General features: G+C 65.2%; 17 protein-coding genes. 9 read left to right on the forward strand and 8 right to left on the reverse strand.

From position 1 onward, the window contains the following. Positions 1-3,406, reverse strand: a 3,406-nt coding sequence (locus tag SE91_RS05120; protein ID WP_156489955.1) for a condensation domain-containing protein, incomplete at its 3' end; no start/stop codon positions are given. 136 nt (positions 3,407-3,542) lie between these two features. Here SE91_RS05120 and SE91_RS05125 point away from each other — a divergent pair. The 5 genes from SE91_RS05125 to SE91_RS05145 all read left to right on the forward strand — a co-directional run bounded on the left by SE91_RS05125 (position 3,543) and on the right by SE91_RS05145 (position 9,918). Then, positions 3,543-7,007, forward strand: a complete 3,465-nt coding sequence (locus SE91_RS05125) for an ATP-binding protein (protein ID WP_061846807.1) — start codon at positions 3,543-3,545, stop codon at positions 7,005-7,007. Between the two features lies 1 nt (position 7,008). Then, positions 7,009-7,800, forward strand: a complete 792-nt coding sequence (locus SE91_RS05130; protein ID WP_061846808.1) for a protein-L-isoaspartate O-methyltransferase family protein — start codon at positions 7,009-7,011, stop codon at positions 7,798-7,800. Positions 7,801-7,881: 81 nt separating this feature from the next. Beyond that, positions 7,882-8,262 carry a hypothetical protein gene (locus tag SE91_RS05135; protein WP_061846809.1) on the forward strand — a complete coding sequence of 127 codons (381 nt, stop codon included), beginning with the start codon at positions 7,882-7,884 and terminating at the stop codon, positions 8,260-8,262. Continuing rightward, positions 8,262-8,864 carry a DUF6036 family nucleotidyltransferase gene (locus SE91_RS05140; RefSeq protein ID WP_061846810.1) on the forward strand — a complete coding sequence of 201 codons (603 nt, stop codon included), beginning with the start codon at positions 8,262-8,264 and terminating at the stop codon, positions 8,862-8,864. Before SE91_RS05135 ends, SE91_RS05140 begins: the two co-directional genes overlap by 1 nt. A gap of 103 nt (positions 8,865-8,967) precedes the next feature. Continuing rightward, positions 8,968-9,918, forward strand: a complete 951-nt coding sequence (locus tag SE91_RS05145) for a DUF6492 family protein (protein ID WP_061846811.1) — start codon at positions 8,968-8,970, stop codon at positions 9,916-9,918. Between the two features lie 59 nt (positions 9,919-9,977). Here the strand turns inward: SE91_RS05145 and SE91_RS05150 are convergent, their stop codons facing one another. Beyond that, complete coding sequence (locus tag SE91_RS05150) at positions 9,978-11,045, reverse strand: endo-1,4-beta-xylanase (protein WP_060735007.1); 1,068 nt, start codon at positions 11,043-11,045, stop codon at positions 9,978-9,980. Next, positions 11,042-12,130, reverse strand: coding sequence for a glycosyltransferase family protein (locus tag SE91_RS05155; protein WP_061846812.1), 1,089 nt, complete (start codon positions 12,128-12,130; stop codon positions 11,042-11,044). Before SE91_RS05155 ends, SE91_RS05150 begins: the two co-directional genes overlap by 4 nt. A gap of 257 nt (positions 12,131-12,387) precedes the next feature. On the opposite strand from SE91_RS05155, the gene SE91_RS05160 reads away from it, so the two are divergent. Next, a complete protein-coding gene (locus SE91_RS05160) occupies positions 12,388-13,824 on the forward strand; it encodes a lipopolysaccharide biosynthesis protein (protein WP_061846813.1) in 1,437 nt (478 codons plus the stop codon). Between the two features lie 253 nt (positions 13,825-14,077). Next, positions 14,078-15,634 carry a L,D-transpeptidase gene (locus tag SE91_RS05165; protein WP_061846814.1) on the forward strand — a complete coding sequence of 519 codons (1,557 nt, stop codon included), beginning with the start codon at positions 14,078-14,080 and terminating at the stop codon, positions 15,632-15,634. Positions 15,635-15,657: 23 nt separating this feature from the next. On the opposite strand, the gene SE91_RS05170 is transcribed toward SE91_RS05165, so the two are convergent. From SE91_RS05170 to SE91_RS05190, 5 genes are all read right to left on the reverse strand, one after another. Next, entirely contained in the window at positions 15,658-16,470 is an 813-nt protein-coding gene (locus SE91_RS05170) for a class I SAM-dependent methyltransferase (protein ID WP_061846815.1), read from the reverse strand. A gap of 91 nt (positions 16,471-16,561) precedes the next feature. Next, entirely contained in the window at positions 16,562-17,098 is a 537-nt protein-coding gene (locus tag SE91_RS05175; protein WP_061846816.1) for a VOC family protein, read from the reverse strand. 128 nt (positions 17,099-17,226) lie between these two features. Further along, complete coding sequence (locus SE91_RS05180) at positions 17,227-18,195, reverse strand: Bug family tripartite tricarboxylate transporter substrate binding protein (protein WP_061846817.1); 969 nt, start codon at positions 18,193-18,195, stop codon at positions 17,227-17,229. Between the two features lie 11 nt (positions 18,196-18,206). Beyond that, positions 18,207-19,100 (reverse strand): MBL fold metallo-hydrolase, encoded by an 894-nt coding sequence (locus tag SE91_RS05185; RefSeq protein WP_061846818.1) that lies wholly within the window; start codon positions 19,098-19,100, stop codon positions 18,207-18,209. A gap of 4 nt (positions 19,101-19,104) precedes the next feature. Continuing rightward, the gene (locus tag SE91_RS05190) at positions 19,105-20,313 is read right to left on the reverse strand and encodes an ABC transporter substrate-binding protein (RefSeq protein WP_061846819.1); all 1,209 of its coding nucleotides are present in this window, start codon (positions 20,311-20,313) and stop codon (positions 19,105-19,107) included. Between the two features lie 165 nt (positions 20,314-20,478). Here SE91_RS05190 and SE91_RS05195 point away from each other — a divergent pair, with 165 nt between their 5' ends. Then, positions 20,479-21,174 carry a TetR/AcrR family transcriptional regulator gene (locus SE91_RS05195; RefSeq protein WP_061846820.1) on the forward strand — a complete coding sequence of 232 codons (696 nt, stop codon included), beginning with the start codon at positions 20,479-20,481 and terminating at the stop codon, positions 21,172-21,174. Further along, positions 21,152-21,712, forward strand: coding sequence for a carboxymuconolactone decarboxylase family protein (locus tag SE91_RS05200; protein ID WP_061846821.1), 561 nt, complete (start codon positions 21,152-21,154; stop codon positions 21,710-21,712). The genes SE91_RS05195 and SE91_RS05200 overlap by 23 nt, the downstream gene beginning before the upstream one ends. Positions 21,713-21,742 lie beyond the last annotated feature (30 nt).

Consider the following 21,742-nt stretch of genomic DNA (forward strand, 5'->3'; position numbering starts at 1 on the left):
CGCTCTCGGTACCGACGCCTTCGCGCGCCAGCCAGTGCGCGACGGCGTGGCTGCGGCGCGCCAGCTCGCGATAGCTCAGGGACGTGCGGCCGTCCGACACCGCAACCGCGTTCGGCGTGCGCTTGGCCTGACGATCGAAGCGTTCGCTCAAATTGCCGCGCGCGGTGAAATCGGCCGCCACGCCCCGGCCTCTCGCGAGCAATTGCCGGCGCTCGGCCTCGGTGAGGAGCGGCAGGCGCGAGATGCGCTGCTCCGGATCGGCAATGGCCGCCTTGAGCAGGGTCTTGAACTGGGCCGCCATGGCTTCGATCGTCGCCGCGTCGAACAGATCGGTGGCGTATTCGAAGAACCCGGTGAAGCGGCCGTCGGCCTCGACCAGTTCGAGCGTGACGTCGAAGCGCGCCACCTTGGGATCGACTTCCAGCCGCCGCGTCGAAAAGCCCGGGAAGCGGGCGGTCTCGATCGAGGCGTTCTGGAGGATGAACATGATCCGGAACAGCGGATTGCCGTCGCTGCGCCGCGCGATCTGGAGCGCGCGCAGCACCTCCTCGATCGGCAGATCCTGATTGCGATAGGCGTCGAGCGTGACCTGCCGCACCCGCCGCAACATCTCGCCGAAGCTGGGATCGCCGCTGAAATCGTTGCGCAGGATCAGCGTGTTGGCGAAAAGGCCGATCAGGCGCTCGCTTTCGATCTGGTTGCGGTTGGCGATCAGCGATCCCGTGGCGACATCCTCATGCGCGGTGTGGCGGAACAGCAGGCACTGGAAGGCCGCGAGCAGCGTCATGAAGGGCGTCACCCCCTGGTTCTGGCTCAGCCTGCGCAGGTCGGCCGACAGGGGCTTGGAGAATTCGAGATAATGCCGGGCGCCGTGACCGCTCCAGGCCTCCGGCCTCGGCCGGTCGGTTCGCAGCGGCAGCGTGGTGACCCCGTCGAGCTGCGTCCGCCAATAATCGAGCTGCTCCCTGGCCGCCGGCGTCTGCGCCCAGCTCTGCTGCCAGAGCGCAAAGTCGCGATATTGGAAGGCGGGAGGGGGCAGCGCGGCGGCGCTCCGCTTCTGCGCGCCCGCATATTGGGCGGCAAGCTCCTCCCAGAACAGCCGTTGCGACCAGCCGTCGGTGACGAGGTGATGGACGTTGACCAACAGCGCGTGGTTCGTTCTGTCGAACGACAGCAGCGTGACCTTCAACGGCGGCTCGCGGGCGAGGTCGAACGGATATTGTGCGAGCTTGAGCGCCTCGCGCCTGATGATTGCGGCGCGCTTGTCGGCCGGGCAGGGCTTTAGCTTGATCCGTTCGAACGGCGGCGGCGATGGCAGCACGCGCTGCGTCGGCTCGCCCTCGCCTTCGATGAAGATCGAGCGCAGCGCTTCGTGGCGCGCGCAGATCGCGGTGAGGCTTGCGGAAAGCGCGGCGGCGTCGACCGGGCCTTTGAGAACGGCAACTTCGACGACGTTATAGTTGTAGCGGGTCGGATCGAGCCGGGAGAGCACATACATCCGCTGCTGCTGGAATGAGAGCGGTGCATCGGCCGCCGCCGCTTGACGCCAGGCCGGCAAATCCGCCTCGCGACGGCTTGCGGCAGTCGCGATCCGTGCAGCAAGCGCGGCGACCGTGGCGCAATCGAAAATGTCCTCGAACGAGAAGTCGACGTTGAAGCGTTCGCGCAGGCGCGAGCGCATCTGCGTTACTGCGAGCGAATCCGCGCCGATCGCGAACACGTCCTGATCGATGCCGACCTGCGGCAGCTCCAAGAGACCGGCCCAGATCGCGGCGAGCTGGGTCTCCAGCGCATTGCGCGGCGCCTGCGCCTCAGTGCCACTCTCCGTTGCCGCGATCAGCCCGGCCAGCGCATTGCGCTTGATCTTGCCGCTGGCGCCTTTGGGCAGCGCTGCAACGCTGCGGATCAGGCTCGGCACCTTGTAGGCCGCGAGCCGCTTTCGCGCGAACTGGCGCAGCTGGTCCGAGCTCGCCTCAGAACTCGGCCGCAGCACCACGACCGCGGCAACGTTCTCGCCGAGCTTCTCATGCGGCACTGCGAACACCCCGGCCTCCAGCACCGCCGGATGGCTGAGCAGGACCTCTTCCACCTCCAGCGGCGAGATCTTCTGGCCACCGCGGTTGATGACGTCCTTGATGCGGCCGACGATGAAGAGATAGCCGTCTTCGTCGAGATAGCCGAGATCGCCGGTCCGGAACCAGCCAGTGCGGAATGCGGCCTTGGTCGCCGCCTCGTCATTGTAATAGCCGCGGCTCATGTTGGGACCGCGCAGCATGATCTCGCCCTGCGCGCCGCTCGCAAGCGTGCGGCCCGCCTCGTCCATGATTGCGATGTCCGGACCCGCGGCGCGGCCGACCGATCCGATCTTGCGCAGCTCGAACGGGTTGGCCGCGATCTGCGAGGCTGCCTCTGTCATGCCGTAGGTTTCGAGCACGGGGACACCGAAGGTTGCTTGCAGTCCTTCGAGAATCGCCGGCGCCAGCGAGGCCGAGGCCGAACGGATCACGCGCAGTGACGACGACCTGGCACGGTCGGGATCAGCCTCCGCCGCCGTCAGCAGCGCACGATGAATGGTCGGCACCGCCGTGTACCAGGTCGGTTGCAGCTCTCGCATCCAGCCGAAGAAGGACGATGCATCAAAACCGTCGGTGCAGATCACGCTGGAGCCCGCTGCCAGCGCCGTCAAGAGGCCAGAGATCAGGCCATGGGCGTGAAACAGCGGCAGCACGTTGAGCAGGCGATCATGCGGTGTGAGCGACAGCACGCGGCCGGCATTTTGCGCCGACAGACACACGTTGCGATGGGTCAACGGCACCATTTTCGGCCGCGCTGCCGTGCCCGACGTCATCAGGATGAATGCATCGTCGTCGGCGCGCGAGGCACCGCTCGTGCTCGCCGGCCCGATCGTTGGGCCGATGAAGGCGCAACCGCCGAGATCGCTGACCGGTCCCGGCACGAAATCGATCACCGCGATGTCGAGCGTCCTGGCGACGTCGCGACTGGCCGAGTTCATGTCGGCCCGGGTCACGAGCGCCGTCAGCTTCAATTCACTGAAATAGCGTTGCAGCTCATCCGCGGTCAGGTCGGGATTGACGGGGACGCACGCACTGCTCGATGCGACCGCGATCAATGCCAGCGCACTGTCGGCGCCGCGCGGCAGCGCAACGGCGATGCGGTCCGCGGGGCCAATGCCGAGCCCGCGCAGGGTGTGCATCAGGCGCCGGATCAATGGGCCCAGCGCGCCGTAGTTGAGGGCCGGCCGGCCCGGAGCGAGCAGGGCGGGTGCCGCCGGCATCCTCTGCGCGTGGACGTCGAGGAGGCGGCCGATATGCGCAAGGGACTTGGTTTCGGCGTTGGAAGCTCCCGATCCTTCTCCCGCTCCGGATGCGATGTCCGACAACGACATTCCCTTTTGATCTGATTGAGCTATTCTTCCCAAGTCTTAGGGAACGCGTCCAGTCTGAGGTGAAGTTCGGGCCTCAAAATCTGTGGTTGAGGGGCCCAAGGCCCTTCGACGGAGTGATGGTCGGGCAGAAATCACCATGCTGGAGAATGAGCCGGACACGGGAACGGAGGGCGGGCTGAAGCGCTGGCTCGAAGGCATCGGCCTCGGCCACTACACCGATCTCTTCGCGCAGCACCGCCTCGATCTCGACGTGATGGCGGATCTGACCGAGTCGGATCTGGTCGAGCTCGGATTGCCGCTTGGCGATCGCAAGCGGCTTCAGCGGGCGATGTCGGCGCTGTTTAGGGACGAAACGGCGGACGCGCCGCCTGCGGCGGTGCCGCCGCAAAAGCGGGCGGAGGTCGGCGCGGAACGGCGTCAGCTCACGACCATGTTCTGCGACATGGTGGATTCCACCTCGCTCTCGGTGCAGTTCGATCCGGAAGACGTGCGTGACATGATCGCGAGCTTTCGCGAAACCTGTGTCCGCGTCGTCAAGCACTACGAGGGCTTTGCCGCCCGTTTCGTCGGCGACGGTATCCTGGTCTATTTCGGCTATCCCACCGCGCATGAGGACGATGCTGAGCGCGCAGTGCGGGCCGGGCTGGAGATCGTGCGGGTGCTGTCGAGCGCGCGGGCGATCGAGCCGCGGGGTGCACTCAGCCACTCGCCCGCCGTGCGCATCGGGATCGCGACCGGTCTCGTCGTGGTCGGCGATCTCGTCGGGCAGGGCACCGAAGAACGCGACTCCGCGGTCGGCGAGACCGTCAATCTCGCCGCGCGCCTGCAAGGCCTCGCGCCGCCCAATGGCGTCGTGATCTCCGCCTCGACCCAGTCGCTGCTGAAGGGGAAGTTCGAATTCCGCAATCTCGGCGTCCATGATCTGAAGGGGATCTCTGAGAAGGCGCAGGCTTGGCACGTGATGCGCGCCTCTCGGGTGGAGACCCGCTTCGCCGCCGCCATGGGCACGCGCCTGACGCCGCTCGTCAACCGCGAGGAGGAGATCGCGCTGTTGATGGGACGCTGGCAGCAGGTCAAGGACGGCGACGGCCAGGTTGTCGTCAAGTTCGGCGAGCCCGGCATCGGCAAGTCGCGCATCATCCAGGAAATCTTCGAGCGGATCTCCGGCGATCGCCATGGGCAGGTGTCGCTGCAATGCTCGCCCTACTACACGTCCACGGCGTTCTATCCGTTCGCCGAGCAGCTCAAATTCACGCTCGGGCTCGACCGCGAGGATTTTTCGGCGCTGTCGCTTTCGGGCCTCGAGACCGCGATCGCCGCCGCGCATGGCGACATCGAGCAGGTGGCGCCGCTGTTCGCCGCGCTGCTGTCGATACCGACGGGCGACCGCTATCCGCGGCTCGACTTTTCGCCGCAACAGCAGAAGGATGCGACCGTCACCGCGCTGGTCAATCACCTCTTGGGTCTTGCGCGCGAGATGCCGCTGGTGATCGCGTTCGAAGATCTGCATTGGATCGATCCGACCTCGCGCGAGGTCATCGACCTCCTGGTCGAGCGGGTGCAGAACCGGCCGATCCTGGTCATCGTCACCGCGCGGTCCGAATTCCAGCCGAGTTGGAATGCACATTCCCACATCACCACCCTGGTGCTGAACCGCCTGAGCCGGCAACTGCGCACGACGCTGGTCGAGCGCGTGGCGGGGCGAGAGCTGCCCAAGGAGGTCGTCGAGGAGATCATCGTCAAGACCGACGGCGTGCCGCTGTTCCTGGAAGAGCTCACCAAGACCGTGCTCGAATCCAACCTCCTGACCGAGCGGCACGGGCGCTACGTGCTGTCGGGCCCGTGGCGGCAGCTCGCGATCCCGGCGACCCTGACGGACTCGCTGATGGCGCGGCTGGACCGGATGGGGCCGTTCAAGCGCATCGCGCAGATCGGCGCCACCATCGGCCGCGAGTTTTCCTACGAGACGCTCCATGCGGTCGCCAACACGCCCGCCGAACAGATCGAGGCTGCCCTCAATCGTCTGGAGGAGGCGGGGCTGATCATGCGGCGCGGCCATCCGCCCGAGGCGCTCTATTCCTTCAAGCACGTGATGATCCAGAACGCCGCGCATGCGAGCCTCTTGCACAGCGAGCGCCGCAAGCTGCATTCCCGGATCGCCCAGGTTCTCGCCGAAATGTATCCGGAGAAGACCGAGCGCGAACCGGAATTGCTCGCCCATCACCTGACTGAATCCGGCCAGAGCGAGGGCGCCGCCAGTTTCTGGCTCAAGGCCGGCAAGCAGGCGGCCAAGAGCGGCGCCAATCTGGAAGCGATCGGTCACCTGCGCCGCGGCTTGACCGTCGTGCAGGCCAACACCCGCATGCAGGGCGCCGACGAGATGGAGCTCGAGCTGCGCATCGCACTCGGCAACGCGCTGATCGCCGCCAAAGGCTATGCGGTGCACGAGGTCGAGGAGAACTACAACCGCGCGCTCGAGCTCGGCCAGCAGCTCGACGACGACGAAAAGGCCTTCGCCGCCACGCGGGGGCTCTGGGTCTGTCATTTCATCCGCGCCGATCTCACGCGCGCGCACGATCTCAGCGTCGAGCTGTTGAGATTCGCCAAGCGCGAACGGCTGAACCAGCGCATCGAGCCGGCACAGCAGACCGGTTATCTGATCGAGGCGCACCGCTCGATCGCGATGACCATGCTGTATCGCGGCCGCTTTGCCGCCTCGCGGCATCATCTGCACCGCTGCATCAACCTCTACAGCCCTGATCTGCACTCAGGCCTGATGGAGCGGCACGGCATCGATCCCGGCGTCGTCTCGCTGTCCTATCTCGGCTATCTCCTGTGGTTCCTCGGCCGGCCGGACGCGGCGCGCCAGCACAGCGAGCAGGCGATCGCCAATGCCGAGAAGATCCGCCATCCGTTCACGCTCGCCTTCGCGCTCGTGTTCAGCGCTTATCTCTGCCAGCATTTGCGCGACGTCGAGGGTACGCGCGACCACGCCAACCGCGCCATGATCATCGCCACCGAGCACAATTTCCTGCACTGGAAGCAGCAAGCGGCGATCCTGCGCGGCTGGGCGCTGGCGCAACTCGGCGAAGCCGACGAGGGCCTCAGCCAGATGCGCTTCGGCCTCGACGAGTACGAGGCGATGGATTCCTGGCTCGCCGGCTGCTGGTTCCGCTGCCTGCTCGCGGAGGCCTACGCCAAGGTCGGGATGCGCGATGCCGCCTTGCGCGCGCTGGACGGCGCGCTCGCGACCGCGAGACGAACCGGCGATCACTCCTACCTGGCCGAAGTCTATCGCCTGCAGGGCGAGATCACGCTGTCGGACGGCGATCCGGCATCGGCGCGGGAGGCCGAGGATATGTTCGGTCTGTCGCTGGAGATCGCGCGCAAGCAGGGCGCGCTGTCCTGGGAGCTTCGCACCGCCGTCAGCCTCGCGCGGCTGTGGCACGAGGCCGGTAGGCGCGAGCCCGCGAGCCTGCTGCTCGTACCCATCGTCGGCAGGTTCGGCGAGGGGTTCTCCACGCCGGACCTGAAGCAAGCGATGCAGCTGGTCAACGAGCTCGGCGCGGACGCACTCGTGCGCGAGCAGGTCGATCCCTGACATGAGCGATCTCGCCGCCGCGCGTGCGCGCTATGTCGAGAGGATCGCAAAGCGCGAGCGGATTGACTCGAAGCGCCTGCTCCAAGCGCTCGCCGCTATTCCTCGCGAGGATTTTCTGGCCAAGGGGCCCTGGCGCATCAAGAGCGAGGCCGCGCGCAGCTACCGGCTGACGCCCGACGCCGATCCCGTGCATCTCTACGACAATGTGCTGGTCGCGATCGATGCGCGCCGCAAGCTCGACACCGGGCTGCCGAGCCTGTGGGCGCATTTCATCGACCAGCTCGATATCGGGGAGAAGGATCGCGTGCTCCAGATCGGCTGCGGGCTCGGCTATTTCTCGGCGGTGCTGTCGCAGATCGTTGGCCCAAAGGGCAGGGTGACTGCAATCGAATGTGACGAGCGGCTGGCGGCGCGCGCTGCGGATTATCTTCGCGCCTATCGCAACGTCGAGGTGGTCCACGGCGACGGATGCGAGGAGAGCCGCGAAACGGCAGACGTGATCATCGTCCACGCCGGCTTCTCGCATCCACATCCGCACTGGCTGCAATCGCTCCGTCCGCGCGGCCGCCTCCTGGTGCCGCTGACCCAGCGGGACCGCGAAGGCGCCGCTCTCAGGATCACGCGCAAGGGGACGGGGTTCGTGGCCGAGGCGGTGCAGCAGATCCGGATCTTCCCCGGCCAGGGCCGCGGTGTGACCGCGCTCGACGACCGCGTCGCCGACTGGTGGCAGCGCGCCTCCGCCCTGGCCCCGCTGCGCTTTCGCAGGCTCGACCAGGGGCTGCCGGCGGACTAGACCGACTGGTGGTCTTGGGACCTTGCGCCCTTTCTTGTTCCCGTCAGGTTGTCTATATTTCAGCTGGGCCCGGATAGGCAGATGGATGATGGATTAAACGAGGGCGTGGTTGGCGATACCGCGAAGCTGATGATGCATCGGCTGATTGTGCGGAGACTTCGTCGCGACCCATCTTTGATCGAACTGGCCAAGGCAGCTCATACCCGGCAGGCGGATCAATTCGCCGACTGGCCATTCGTGCGCGAGTGGCAGGAATTGCTCGCACTTCCAACCGGAGAACTTGTGCTGAAACTGATCAGCCGCGATCGGGAGATGGTGAGACTACGCAATTCATCTCCGTTCTATCTCGTCGAAGGCGTCCATTTCGGAGACTATGACGCGAGGGTCCGATTGAGGAGAGCTGCAAGACGTGTTGCCCAACGCGGCTCGAATACTCGCACTATTTCCGCCCGAGGACCATAATGTCCAACGGCGGGTCGCTGCGTACCTTGGAGGATTTGCTCAGGGTGGTCCGAGCTCTCGCTTATGAATTCGAGACAGATACCGTATTCGTCGTCGGCAGCCAGGCAATTCTAGCGTCCATGCCGGATGCGCCCGAGATCGCCAGACAATCCCCGGAAATCGACGCGTTTCCCGCGAACGCAAGAATTTGGGAATTGACGGAGGCCAAACGCACGCGTGACGGTGTGCAGCCGGTCGCGTCCGAACATATCGACGGCCTCTTCGGATCGGAAAGCCCGTTTCACCGCGCGCACGGCTTCTATATCGATGGCGTTGACGAGACGACGGCCAGGCTTCCGAAGGGCTGGCAGGGCCGGGCGGTCAGCGTGCGAACGGAGGTCGCGGGACGGACGGTGACCGGTGTGGCTCCTGCGCCGGAGGATCTCGTTGTGTCCAAGCTCGCCAGGTTGGATGAGAGGGACAAGCGGTTCGTCAGCGCGATCCATGCGAAACGCCCATTAGACTTGGCCCTCGTCGAACGAAGGATTCACGAAACGGAACTTGATCCGGCTGTTGCGGAGAGAGCGGTTGCGTACATCAAGAGCCTAAAGTCCAGGGGATAGCCTTCTTTGACGCTCGTTTCGCTTTACCTTGATTCGCGAAGTGAGTTTCCAGCGTCTCTCGCCGCCGCTATGACTGCGGCTTGATGGCCATTCGAGCGCGCCCATGCATCCCGTTGCCCTGCTGACTGCCAGCTACGCCAAGGATATCGAGCGCTTTTCGCTGCTCAGCGAGAGCATCGACACCTGGCTCTCGGGATATACGCGGCATTATGTTCTCGTTAACGATGAGGACGTGCCGCTGTTCGCACAGTTCGCCTCCGACAAGCGCGTCATCGTCCCGGCCTCACGTTACCTGCCGAAATGGCTGTTCGCGTTGCCGCCGGCGCTGCAGTTCATCAGCAAGCGGCGAGTCTGGCTGTCGTTGCTGTCCTCGCCCGTGCACGGCTGGCACATCCAGCAGATGTTGAAGATTGCCGGTGTCCTCAACGCGCCGGAGCAGCGCGTCTGCATCCTGGATTCGGACAATCTGTTCTTCCGCGAGTTCGACGTCGGCCAATATGCCGGCGGTGAGAAGACGCCGCTCTTCGTCACGCCCAAGGCGATCGGCGCCGACCACCCGGTGCACGGCGTGTGGCTCCGCACGATCGATCAGCTCCTGGGAATCGGGCAGCGCTCGTTCCCGGCAGACGATTATGTCGGCAACGCGCTGGTCTGGGACAAGGACACCGCGCGCGCGATGACCGGCGCCATCAAATCGGCAACCGGCCTGAGCTGGGCCCTGGCGCTGTGCCGGAAGAAGAAGTTCTCCGAATATCTGCTCTACGGCAATTTCGTCGCCAGTTCGCCGAAGCATCTGGCAACGCATCGTGTCACGGAAGACAGCATCGCGGTCTCGCACTGGGACGACACGCCCCTCGACCGCCCGGCCATTGAAGCGATGATAGCGGCCGCTTCGCCGGAACAAGTCGCGCTCTGCATCCAGTCCTATTCGTCGACCTCGGTCGACGACATCCGCGATGTGTTCCGGCTCTCCTCGCGCGACCGGCGTAGCCCAAGCCTCTCGCCCGACCACATGGGCGATGCGCCCGCATTCGAGACGCCGAAGACGCGTTAGAGCGTGATCCGGAAAGTGTGCAGCGGTTTTCCAAAAGGATCACGCTCAAACAATCGTCCCTACACGTCCTTCGTGAACTTGCTGATGACGTCCATGAACGGCTTCGGCTTGAATTCGCCGTCGAGCGGCAAGGGACGGTTCGGCTGCTTGTCCTTGCGGGCAAACGTGCCGTTGATCCAGCTGTAGCGGTCCGAGATGCCCCAGGTCAGGATCGAGCGCACCGGTCCGCTGGTCGACATCGCGGTCAGCAGGTCGTCGACGCGCTTGGCGACGATGGCGTCGCGCTCCGCCGGGCTTCCCGCCAGCTTCTGATCGTCGACGTCGAGCTCGGTGACGAGCACCTCGAGCCCCCAGGACCTGAGCTCGGTGACGAATTCGGCAAGTCCGTGCGTGTCGATCTCGAGCTCGGCATGCAGATGCGATTGCAGGCCCACGGCGTGGAGCGGAACGCCCTGGTCGAGCAGGTCCATGATGAGGTTACGGAAGGCGGCGCGCTTGGCGATGAAGGAGTCCTTGGCGGACTCGATGTCGTATTCGTTGATTGCGAGCTTGACGAAAGGATCGGCTGCGGCGGCTGTGCGGAAGGCCAGCGGAATCCAGCCATTGCCGAGATGCTGGGTCCAGAACGTGTCGCGCCGATCGGTGACCTTCCTCGGATTGTCGGGGATCGGCTCGTTGACGACGTCCCACGACGTCAGCTTGTCCTTGTAATAGGAGGCGACGGTGCCGATGTGGTCGCGATAGGCGCGCTCGACGCCTTTGGTGTCCTTGATCTGCTTGGTCCAGTCGGGAATGTCGTGATACCACGCGAGCGCGTGGCCGCGCATGGTGAGATCGTTCGCCCGGGCAAAATCCAGGATGGCATCGGCACGCTCGAACGCGAAAGTGTGCGCGTCCGGCCGCAGCATCGGCCATTTTAGTTCGAGCACCGGCACCACCTGCGTGCAATAGGTGCTGATGGCCTCTCCGAGCCGCGGGTCGGCTTGCAGGTCCCACAGCGTTGCGGCTGCGCCATAGCCCGGGCGACGCTGGGCGAACTTCGAGGCCGGCGCGGCCGACGTCGATGCACCCGCCGCGAGCGTCGCGGCGCTGCCGAGCAGGAACTGGCGTCGGTCGAGCCTGGTCACGCGTGACGCTGGATCGCGGCTTCCGCGATCTCGTAGTAGTGAAGCGCGCCCTTCTCGAGCGTCAGATTGTCCAGGATATAATCACGCGGCGCGAAGCCTCCCGTGCTGACCTGCGACCAGAAGCGGCCCCAGCTCGCAGTGAAGTCGTTCGCGTCGGTGAAGATCATGCCGCAGCGCGCGTCGAAATAGGGCACCGAGGACACGTTGCCCTCATATCTCACCTTGTCCGGGAAATATTTCGGATCCTGCCACGGCCCGCCGCGATCCCAGGCGAAGACGGGCACGCCGCTCGACAGCGCCTGCTGGCAGGCGATGCCCTGGCTCTCGTGCTCGCAGAGGAAGACCATGCTGCGGCAACGCGCCAGCGCGGCCTTATAATCGTCTTCCTTGTAGTGGCCGTAGCGGATCACTTCGACGGTGCGGCCGCTGGCTTCGAGAGACTTTCGGATCGGCTCGATCAGCTCCGGCTCGTACCGGTCGTAATCCCAGCGCACCTTGTCGTAGAGCAGCACGTCGACGCTCTTCTGCGCGGCCGGCGCCGGCGTCCACAAATCGGTCTCGATGCCGACGGGCCAGGCGCCGACATGGGGCCAATGCGGACGGAACATGTCGGCATACCAGGCGCACGGCACCAGCACGCGCCGCACGTCGAGATCCTTCAGGCTCTCCGGCGCATCGATCGGGTGATCGTACATGGCGACGCCGAGCAGCAGCGGGTTCTGCCACTTGAACCAATCAAGCACGAACGGCCGGCCGAGGATGCAGGCCAGTTCCTCCGGGTGCTTCCGGATGTAGCGATAGTCGTTGAGGCGATAGCGGATGCCGAGCCGATCGAGGCCTGCGCACAGATTGAGCAGGACGCGCCGCTGTCCGCTGACGAAGGATTTGCCCATCAGCAGGCGGCGCAGCAGCGGCCGGAGGTGCCGGTCGCCGGGAAACCAGCGGTCGTCCCGCTCTTCGAAAAAGAGATTGAGGACCATCCTGCCGCGGCCTTTCGCGCCGGGATCCGTCGGGCGCGTGGGAGCATCGGCGTCGCGATGGGGCAGGGAGGCCGATTTCGCCCGGGTTCGTTCGGCAACGTCCATGTCAGTCACATCAGTGCATCGGAGGAGCAGGGCGAGGCTTCGCTAGCATTGCTTCTTTTCTGTGATCCCGGCCGACCCTACAAGGACAGGGCAAATTTAACGCTAACGCGCGATAACCGAGCGGTCGCTCCATTCGCAATCCGATTCGCAGGCTTATGCGGCTATCCTCGCCGATGCCGGCGGCGCAGTCCGATTGCCACGCCCAATTCTCTTAACGCTTCGTTAATCCTGATCGCCGCCACCGGTCCCGTGCTCGCATGCTGAACCGCCATTTCTCGATCTATCTGGTCGCCTACATCCTGCCTGCGGCGGTGGGCTTCTTCGCGGTCACGGCCTACACACGGCTGCTGTCGCCGGCGGAATACGGCGTCTATGTCGTCGGCATCAGCCTTGCGGGCATCCTGGGCGCGATCTTCTTCGCCTGGATCAAGCTGTCGGTGTCGCGCTATCAGGCGATGTCGGCCGAGGTCGATTTTCGCGGCACGGCGATCGTCGCCTTCGTCCTGACCGCCGCAATTCTCTGCGCGATGACCCCGCTGGTGTTCCTGTTCCGCAGCGACGTCAGCGTCGAGCTGCTGCTCGCCAGCATGTTCGTCGCGATCATGGCCAATGCGGTCGATGTCGGCCAGGAGTTCGAGCGCGCCAAATTGCGGCCCTATCGGTTCGCGGCGATCTCGATCGTGCGCAGCGTGGCGAGCGTCGGCTTTGGCCTTCTCGGCATCTGGCTCGGCTGGGGCGGCATCGGCCTGCTCGCTGCATTTGGCCTCGGTTCGCTCACTGGCATCATCCTGAATCTGGTCGGTGACCGCACCAGGATCGCGCGGTTTCAGCGCGACCAGTTCATGCAGCTCGCGCGCTACGGCCTGCCCCTGACGCTGGCCGGATTGTCCGTCGCGCTCTATTCGACCTGCGACCGGCTCATCGTTGCCTATCTGCTCGGCAAGGACGCGGCCGGCATCTTCGGCGTTGCCGCTGACCTGCCGCGCCAGTTCATGGTCATGATCGCGTCCAGCGTCGCCGCGGCCACGGTGCCGCTGGTGTTCCGCTCCCTGTCCGAGAAGGACGTTGCGGTTACGCGGGAGCGGCTGACCGAAAGCCTCGAACTGCTGCTCGTCGTCGTTGCGCCCGTCGCGGTCTGGCTCGCGCTGGCCGCGGACCAGGTCGCCGGCACGCTGGTCGGCGTCGATTTCCGCGCCGGGGTGTCCGCGCTGCTGCCGATCTTGGTGCTCGCACGCTTCTTCGGCATTGCCAATCAGTTCTATGTCCAGATCAGTTTCCAGCTCGCCGAAAAGCCCTTCATGCTGGCCGCGCAATCCTTCCTCACACTCGTCGTCAGCATCGTCCTGATGGTCGCTCTGGTCGCGGGCTATGGCCTCTACGGTGCGGCGCTGGCGACCTTCGCGACCGAGGCGATTGGCTTCCTGGTTGCGGTCGTCCTGATGCACCGTGCCCATCCGGTGCCATTCGACCTCCATCGCCTCGCCGGTGTCGCTGTCTCTGCCGCGGCGATGGCGGCCGCGATTCTGATCGCGCGATCGCAAGCCGGCGGCACCGGTCCGGTGTCGCTTGTCATCGTCAGCCTCGCCGGCGGCCTCGCTTATGCCGCTGCGGCCTGGCTGTTGAACGTCGCGAACGTGCGGACCTTGTCGCTGCGTTTCCTGCGCACGCTCAATCGCAAGGCACTTGGGGTCTAGTTAGCGGGCCCAGGCGCACCTGCGGGCGGTTAACCGGACATTCTGCCGCAGCGCTTGGGAGCGGCATCGGGGTAGCTTCAGCCCGAGGCCGCCTTCCGCGTGTGCGAACGGTCGTATATGATAGGATTTGTCGCCGGAACGTGCCGAATCTCGCCACAGACGGAACGTAAGGCGGCTGCGCTTTCTTAATCCAGAGATCGCAAATTGATATTCTGAGCGACACCAGCAGACTGGCAGTTCGACCGAGGATGGCATGAAAAACCGATCGACGACGACGCGATCCACCAGGGCGATGCGGCGTCGGGGGCCTGCCGGGATTGTAGCATTGGCGACGCTGGCCCTGTTTGCGGGAGCGGCCCCGGCGACTGCAGCCAAGCAGGCCCGTCAAGTGGCCGAGGCGGTGGCCCAGCGCGTGGCCGGCGATCCCATCATGGCGATCGTGTCGATCAAGAGCCAGCAAATCACCTTTTATGATGCGGACGGCTGGATCGCTCGCGCGCCGGTGTCGACCGGCACCACGGGACGCGAGACGCCGGCCGGCGTGTTCGCCATCCTCGAGAAGAACCGGGAGCATCGCTCGAGCATGTATGACGATGCGTGGATGCCGCATATGCAGCGCATCACATGGAACGGGATCGCGCTGCATGGCGGACCGCTGCCCGGCTATGCCGCCTCGCATGGCTGCGTGCGGCTTCCGTTCGGCTTCGCCGAGAACGTGTTCGACAAGACATATATCGGAATGCGGGTGATCGTCTCGCCGGAAGATACGGTCCCGACCGAAATCTCGCACCCCTCATTGTTCGTGCCCAAGCAGGAGGCCATCGCGGTGGCACCGAGCCGTATCGGCAAGCTCGCCGCCGAGGCCGAGGAGGCGACGCGCGCCGCCGATGAAGCCAAGAAAGCCGCGTCGGTAGCCGCAAAGGAAGCAACGTCCCTCCCGGCGACGCTGCGCAAGCTGGAGCAGCAGAAGGCCCGCGCGGATGCCGAGCTCGCCTTCGCCGACAAGACGCTGGCGAATGCGAAGACCGACCAGGCGCGTGCCAAGGCCGAGGAGCTGAAGCAGAAGGCCACTGCGAAGGCCGCGGACGCGTCGACGCAGCTTGATGCCGCCAAGGCCGCCGCGCAGCCGAAGGGCGATGCGGTCGCCGCCACGAAGGAGGCTGCAAAGGCGACGGCGGCCAGGAAGGTCGACGCCGTGAAGGCGGCGACCGACGCAAAGCTCGCGCTCGAGCCGGTCTCGGTCTACATCAGCCGCTCCACGCAGAAGCTCTATGTGCGGCGGAACACCCACAAGCCGGCGCCCGACGGCGGCGGCGAGGTGTTCGACACCAGCATCGAGGTCCCCGTCACGATCCGCAATCCCGACCGGCCGCTCGGCACGCACATCTTCACGGCGATGGCGAAGACCGATGCAGGCCTGCGCTGGAGCGTCGTCACGATCGAGAACGGCGACGAGGCGAGGGATGCGCTCGACCGGATCACCATTCCCCAGGAGGTATGGGATCGCATCGGGCCGACCGCGTTGCCGCGTTCGTCGATCGTCATCTCCGACGAGCCCTTGAGCGCTGAAACCAACTACCGCACCGAATTCGTCGCGGTGCTGAGCAACCAGCCGCAAGGCGGCTTCATCACGCGCAAGCCGACCGCGCCTGCCATGGTCGCGAGCGACGACGGCTGGGACAATGGCGGCAACGGCTTCGGCTTCTTCTACCCGCGCGATCCCTACGTGCAGCCGGCCAATCCGCGCCGTCAGCGCGGCCAGTATCAGTATTACCAGTCGACGCAGCCGATGCCGCGGGGCTTTTGGTAAGGAAGCTGGCCGCGGCGCAGCCCTTATAGCCGCGCCGTGATCACCAGGGCCTGGATCTTGGCTTCGACCGGTCCAGGTCCATGGCGCGCGCGGAGCGCATCAGCGGCCGCATCGGTTGCGGCTTGGAGATCGCCGCCGCTCCTCGCCTCGATCTCGCCGCGCAGCGGCGTGCCCTGGCAATAGGCGAGCGCCACGAGCTCGGGCGTCGCGGCACGGCTGGTCGCTGCCAGTGTTTCGATCGCGACGTCGCCAAAGCCCGCGCGTTTGAGATCGGCCCGGATGATCGCCTGGTCGAAATAGCCATGCGGCGTCCGCGCCATGAAGCGGGGCGGATCATCGGGAAACACTTTGCCAAGGGCCGTCGTGACATCGTGGGCGAACACGTTTTCCTCGATGCGGTCCCACACATTGAACAGGAACGTGCCGCCGCCCTTCAACACGCGCTTCGCCTCCGAATAGCCCTTGGCGCGGTCCGGAAAGAACATGGCGCCGAATTGGCAGCAGACCACGTCGAACTCGGCTTCGCGGAAGGGAAGCGCCAGAGCATCCGCCTGGCGCCAGGTGATGCGATCATCGTCCGCCTGACGCTTTGCCGCGACCGCGAGCATCGGCTCGTTGAGGTCCGTCGCGACATAGCGGATGCCGGGCGGCAGCGCCGCCGCCACGGCGCGCGTCACCGCGCCGGTGCCCGCCGCGATCTCGAGCAGCGCGGAGGGAGAGAGCGGGGCGATGCGTCTTGCGATGTCGTTTGCATAGAAGGCGAAGATCATCGGGACGAGATGCTCGTCGTAGAGCTTCGGGATCGAGCCGGCGAAAACCTTGTCAGTGTCGGACATGATTGCCTCGCTGAAGGTTCGGACGTGAGGCTCACCCTACCACGGACCGCTGCCTCAGCGGGCCGGGAAATCGGCAGTCGGTGATCAAGCCTTATTTCGCGCTGCCGACCTCGCGGATCGGCCGCGTGCCGTCCCAGTTCAGCGCGGCCTGCCGGACCTTTTCGAAGAATGGTCCCTTGGTGCCGCTGATGTCGGAGATCTCGATCACCGTGCCCGGATGGGCCTGCGTGTCGAAATAGGCAAAGCGTCCCTTGTCGCCGCCGATCTGGCCTTCATGGCCGATCCTGTAGCCGAGGCCGAGCGCCTTGTCGTAGAGCGCCTGGTAGTCATGGCTCCAATAGGACATGTGCTGCAGGCCCTCGTGCCCGGCGTCGAGGAATTCCCTGTACAGCGAGGGCGCGTCATTGCGCTGCTGGATCAGCTCGATCTGGAGATCGCCGGAATTGGCCAGCGCAATGCTCATCTCCAACGCGGAATCCCGGCCGCGATGCCGAAACCAGTCTGTCTTGACCCGGTCCATGTAATACCAGGGACCGACGCCCATGATTTCGATCCAATGCTTCATCGCGGCGTGGATGTTCCGCACCACATACCCGTTCTGGCGCACCACGCCGAAGATGCGGCTCATGCCCGCGCTCCTGTCTTTGCCGCAAAGCGCGACCTCATCCTGAGGGCCCGCCGCAGGCGGGCGTCTCGAAGGATGGGCCGCGAGCAAGCTCCTCGCCAAGCTGTCTTCATGTGCAACGGCACCGCTCTTCACTTGACCTCGATGCCGGCGTCCTTGGCAACCTGCTTCCAGGCTGCGATGTCGCGCGCATTGATGTCGCGCTGCTCATCGCCTGGGACGAACTGCGCGGTGATGCCGAGCCCGAGCAGCTTGTCCTTCACCACGGTATCGCCGAGCGCGTCCTTCAGGGCCGCCGACAATTTCTGAGCGATCGGCGGAGCCAGGCCCGCGGGCGCATACATCGCCCAGGACAGGCTGCGGTCGAACGGCACGCCCTGCTCCTTGTAGCTGGCGATATCGGGCAGGCTTGGCGACCGTTCGCCGCAGGCGGCCAGCGCCTTGAGCGAGCCGTCCTTCACCAGCGGCGTCGCGGTTGCCATGTCGAGCGTCGCCAGCGAGATATGGCCGCCGAGCAGGTCGCCGGCCAGCTTGGCGATGCCGTTGAACGGCACGTGATCCATCTTGATGCCGGTTTGTTGCATCAGGATTTCGGCGCAGAATTGCCCGGTCGAGCCGACGCCCCAACTGCCATACTGGACCGGCTCGCCCTTCCTGGCGAGCGCGATCAGCTCTTTGATGTCGTTGGCAGGGAAGGTCTTGGTGGCCACCAGCATGATCGAGGACGTCCCGACGCGCCCGATCGTCGTGAAATCCTTGATCGAATCGTACGGCAGCTTGGGATAGATCGCGGGGGCCAGCACGTGGGTGGTCATGCCGCCGACGGTGATGGTGTAGCCGTCATTGGGCGACGTCGCCACCATCTGCGTGCCGAGCGTGCCGGCTGCGCCCGTGTGATTCTCGATATAAATGGTCTGTCCGAGTAGCTTGCCCATCTTGTCGGCGAGCAGCCGGCCGACCACGTCGCCGCCGCCGCCGGCCGCATAGGGCAGCAGCATCCTGATCTTGCGCGAGGGGTAGGCGGCCGGATCCTCGGCGCGCGCCGGCAATGCCGCCGACAGCAATGCGAGCAGAGAGAGCGTGACGGTGCTGAGCTTCATGATGGTCCCCCCTAATCCTCAAAACGAAAGCGATAGGTCTCGCCGTGCCTAACGACGCGCCCCGCGGTTGGCGCCGGGAAATGGCCGGTGAGCAGATAGCTCGGCGTGTCCGCAAGCTCTTCCAGCAGCGCAAGCCGCGTCGCGATCGCGGCGGCCGGATCGACGTCGGCGGCATTGGAGAGCCACGGCGCGGCGCACTGGATCGGATGATGGATGACGTCGCCGGACATCACCGCGTGATCGTGGCCGCCATTGAGGTGAATCTGCATGTTGCCGGCGGTGTGGCCCGGTGCCGGCGCGAAGCGCAAGGCCGCGTCGCAATCATCGAACAGGCGATGATCGGTCTCGACCAGTTCGGCAAGGCCGGCCGCAACCACCGGCAGCACGGAATCCTCGAACGAGCCGTGATTCACCGGGCTCGTTGGCGCCGCATTGTGCGCGGCCTCGAAATGCCGATATTCGGCGCGGCCCATCAGATAGCGCGCGTTGGGAAAGGTCGGCACCCAGCGGCCGTCGACGAGCCGCGTGTTCCAGCCGACGTGATCGACATGCAGATGCGTGCACATCACGAAGTCGATCTCTTCAGGGGCAACGCCGAGCGCCCGCATGTTGTCGAGGTAGGGCTGGTTGAGGTCGTTCCATGCCGGCACGCGCGGCCGCTTCTTGTGATTGCCGCAGCAGGTGTCGACGATCGCGGTCCAGCGCGGCGTGCGCACGAGATAGGAGTGGTGGCTGAGAATGAAGCGGCCGGTCTCCGGCTCGATATAGCGGTGATCGAGCCAGCTCCGGTTCTCCGCGATCACCTCGTCGGTGACGTTGGCAAACAGCCAGCTCTTGTCGAAGGCGAGTGCGGGAATCTCGCTGACGAGATCGACCCGCATGCTGCCGATCCGCAAGCTCCGCATCGGTTCAGTTCTTCAGGAGGTCGCCGAACGGCACCCAACGCGCGCCGTCGAAACGAATGAGCTGAAGGCTCGTCATCGGCGTATGGCGCTCGGGCGAGTTGTTGACCGCGGTGCCGTTGATCAGCATCGGCAGCCGCACGTCCTTCATTGTCGTGGCCTGCTTCATCACGTTGGCGCGGGTGAGGTCGTTGCCGGAAGCCTTCAGTACCGTGACCAGCGTCTGCGCGATGGTGTAGCCATAGACGTTGAGCCAGTCGCTCTTGTTGGCCTCAGGCATGTACTTGTCCATGAAGGCGAGCCATTCCTTGTAGCCGGCATCGTCCTTCAGCGCCGGATCGGTGGCGTCCTTCAGATACTGGCTGGAGATGACGCCGGTGGAATTGTCCTTGCCGGCCGGCTCCAGCACCCCACTGATGGAGGCCGAGACGTTGGAGATGATGGTGGTGGGCTTCCAGCCGATCTCGCCGATCTTGCGGATCGCCTGCGCGGCGAATTTCGGCGTGGCCGCCACCAGCACCACGTCCGCGCCGGCGGTCTTCAGTTGCAGGATCTGGGTATCGACGGTCGGCGCCGAGGTCTCGTAGGCTGCGCGCGCGACGATGGCTTCACCGCCGCCGAGCCCTTCCTCCATCGCCTTCAGATAGTCCTTGCCGAGGTCGTCGTTCTGGTAGAGCACGCCGACCTTCGCGTTGGCGTGGCTGGCCTTGATGTATCTGGCATAGGCGATCGCCTCGTCTCGATAGGTCGGCTGCCACCCGACGGTCCATGGATAATTCTTGGGATCGTCCCACTTCGCCGCGCCCGACCCCAGGAAGAGCTGCGGCACCTTGCGGTCGTTGAGATATTTGTGCACGGCGCTGTTGGTCGGCGTGCCGACGCCGCCGAAGATCAGCAGCACCTCTTCACTCTCGACCAGGCGGCGGGTCTGCTCCACCGTTTTCGGCGGGCTGTAGGCATCGTCAGCAATGATCATCTGGATGCGCCGCCCGTTGACGCCGCCCTCGTCGTTCACCTTGCGGAAATAGGCCTCTGCCGACTTCGCGATCTGCGCGAAGGCCGACACCGGTCCGCTCAGCGGCGCGGTGGTGCCGATCTTGATGGTCTTGTCGTCGGCGCCGGGATCGTACTTCGCATTCTGGGCTTGAGCGGTGGCCGCGAGCAGCGGCAGGAGGAAGCAGGCCGCGGGCAGGCGAAGACGGGCAAGGCGCGCCATGAAAAATCTCCCTGAAATTGCTCTCCGCTTCTCGGTGGAGCGGAGTTGAAACGCGAGAACGACGCCCGAAGCGGACTTGCGGACGGCGATCGTCGCTGCCAGACTTGCAAACGAACGATCGTTCGTACGGTTGACTAGCGAACGATCGTTCGTTAGTCAAGTCGCATGGCTGTTCACACGTCCAGCGCAGCGGACGCGGCTGCGCCCACGACCCGAGACCGCATCCTCGCCGAGGCGCTCGATCTGTTCGCGCAGAGCGGTTATGGCGGCGCCTCGATGCGCGAGCTGGCCCGCCGCGTCGGCATCCGCGAGAGCAGCCTCTACAACCACTTTCCTGGCAAGGCCGCGATCCTCGAAGCCATCGTGTCCGAGCACGGCCCGGCCAGCTCGGCGAGCCGGCTGGAGGAGCCGCGCTACAAGCAGCTCGCGCGCCAGCCCGCCGCGTTCTGCCGTCAGTTCGCGCTGGATCTCGTCGAGCAATGGTCCGATCCGCGCGAGCACCAGTTCCAGAAGGTCATCACCGCCGAGCGCAACCGCGTGCCCGGCATCCGCGCCAAATTCGCCGATCATTTCTACGCGCGCGAGCAGAGCATGATGACGGACTATTTTCGCGGTTTCGCGCTCGCCGGCCTGATCTCGACGCCCGATCCGCGCGAGACCGCGCGGCTGTTCGCCGCCGGCCTGATCTACATCCGCCTCGAGCATTACGTGATGGGCGCGGCGCCCTCGCCGCGGCCGAAGGTGATCGAGGCGATCGACCGCTATCTCGCCTTCTTCCTGTCGCTGATCGCGGCAGGTAACGTCGACAACAAGAAACGAAAGCCCAAGGGAGAGAACCGTGGCAAGGCTGCCCCTGATTGATCCGGAGACGACGAGCGGCGACATCCGCGCCTCTTTCGACCGCATGCCGGTCAAGCTCAACATCTTCCGCATGATGGCCCATGCCGAGGCCAACATGATCCCGGCGATGCGGCTCGGCAATTCGATCCTGCACAAGCAAAAGCTCTCTTCCGTCAACCGCGAGCTCCTGATCCTCCAGGCCGCGCAACTGGAGGGCGGCGCTTATGAATGGCGCCAGCACGTGCCGATCGCGCTCGGCGTCGGCTGCACGCAAGCCCAGATCGATGCCGTCGAGCGCGCGGATTACGATGCCCCAGCACTCAGCGAGGCCGAGCGCGCGCTGCTGAAATTTGGCCGCGAGGTCGTCGAGAACGTCCGCGTCCCCGAGACAACGTTCACTGCTGCGCGAAAACATTTCAGCGACCAGGAGATCGTGGAGTCCATCGTCGCGCTCGGCTTCTACATGATGATGGCGCGGCTCACCGAGGCGACCGAGACCGATCTCGATCCCGCCGCCGGCATGAAGGTCTATGACGGCGGCAAGAAGCAGGGCGGCTGAGATGGCGGAGACCGAGAGCAAGCCGGAGCG

It is taken from the genome of Bradyrhizobium sp. DOA1 (assembly GCF_001593325.1).
In the GTDB taxonomy this organism is placed as follows: Bacteria; Pseudomonadota; Alphaproteobacteria; order Rhizobiales; family Xanthobacteraceae; genus Bradyrhizobium.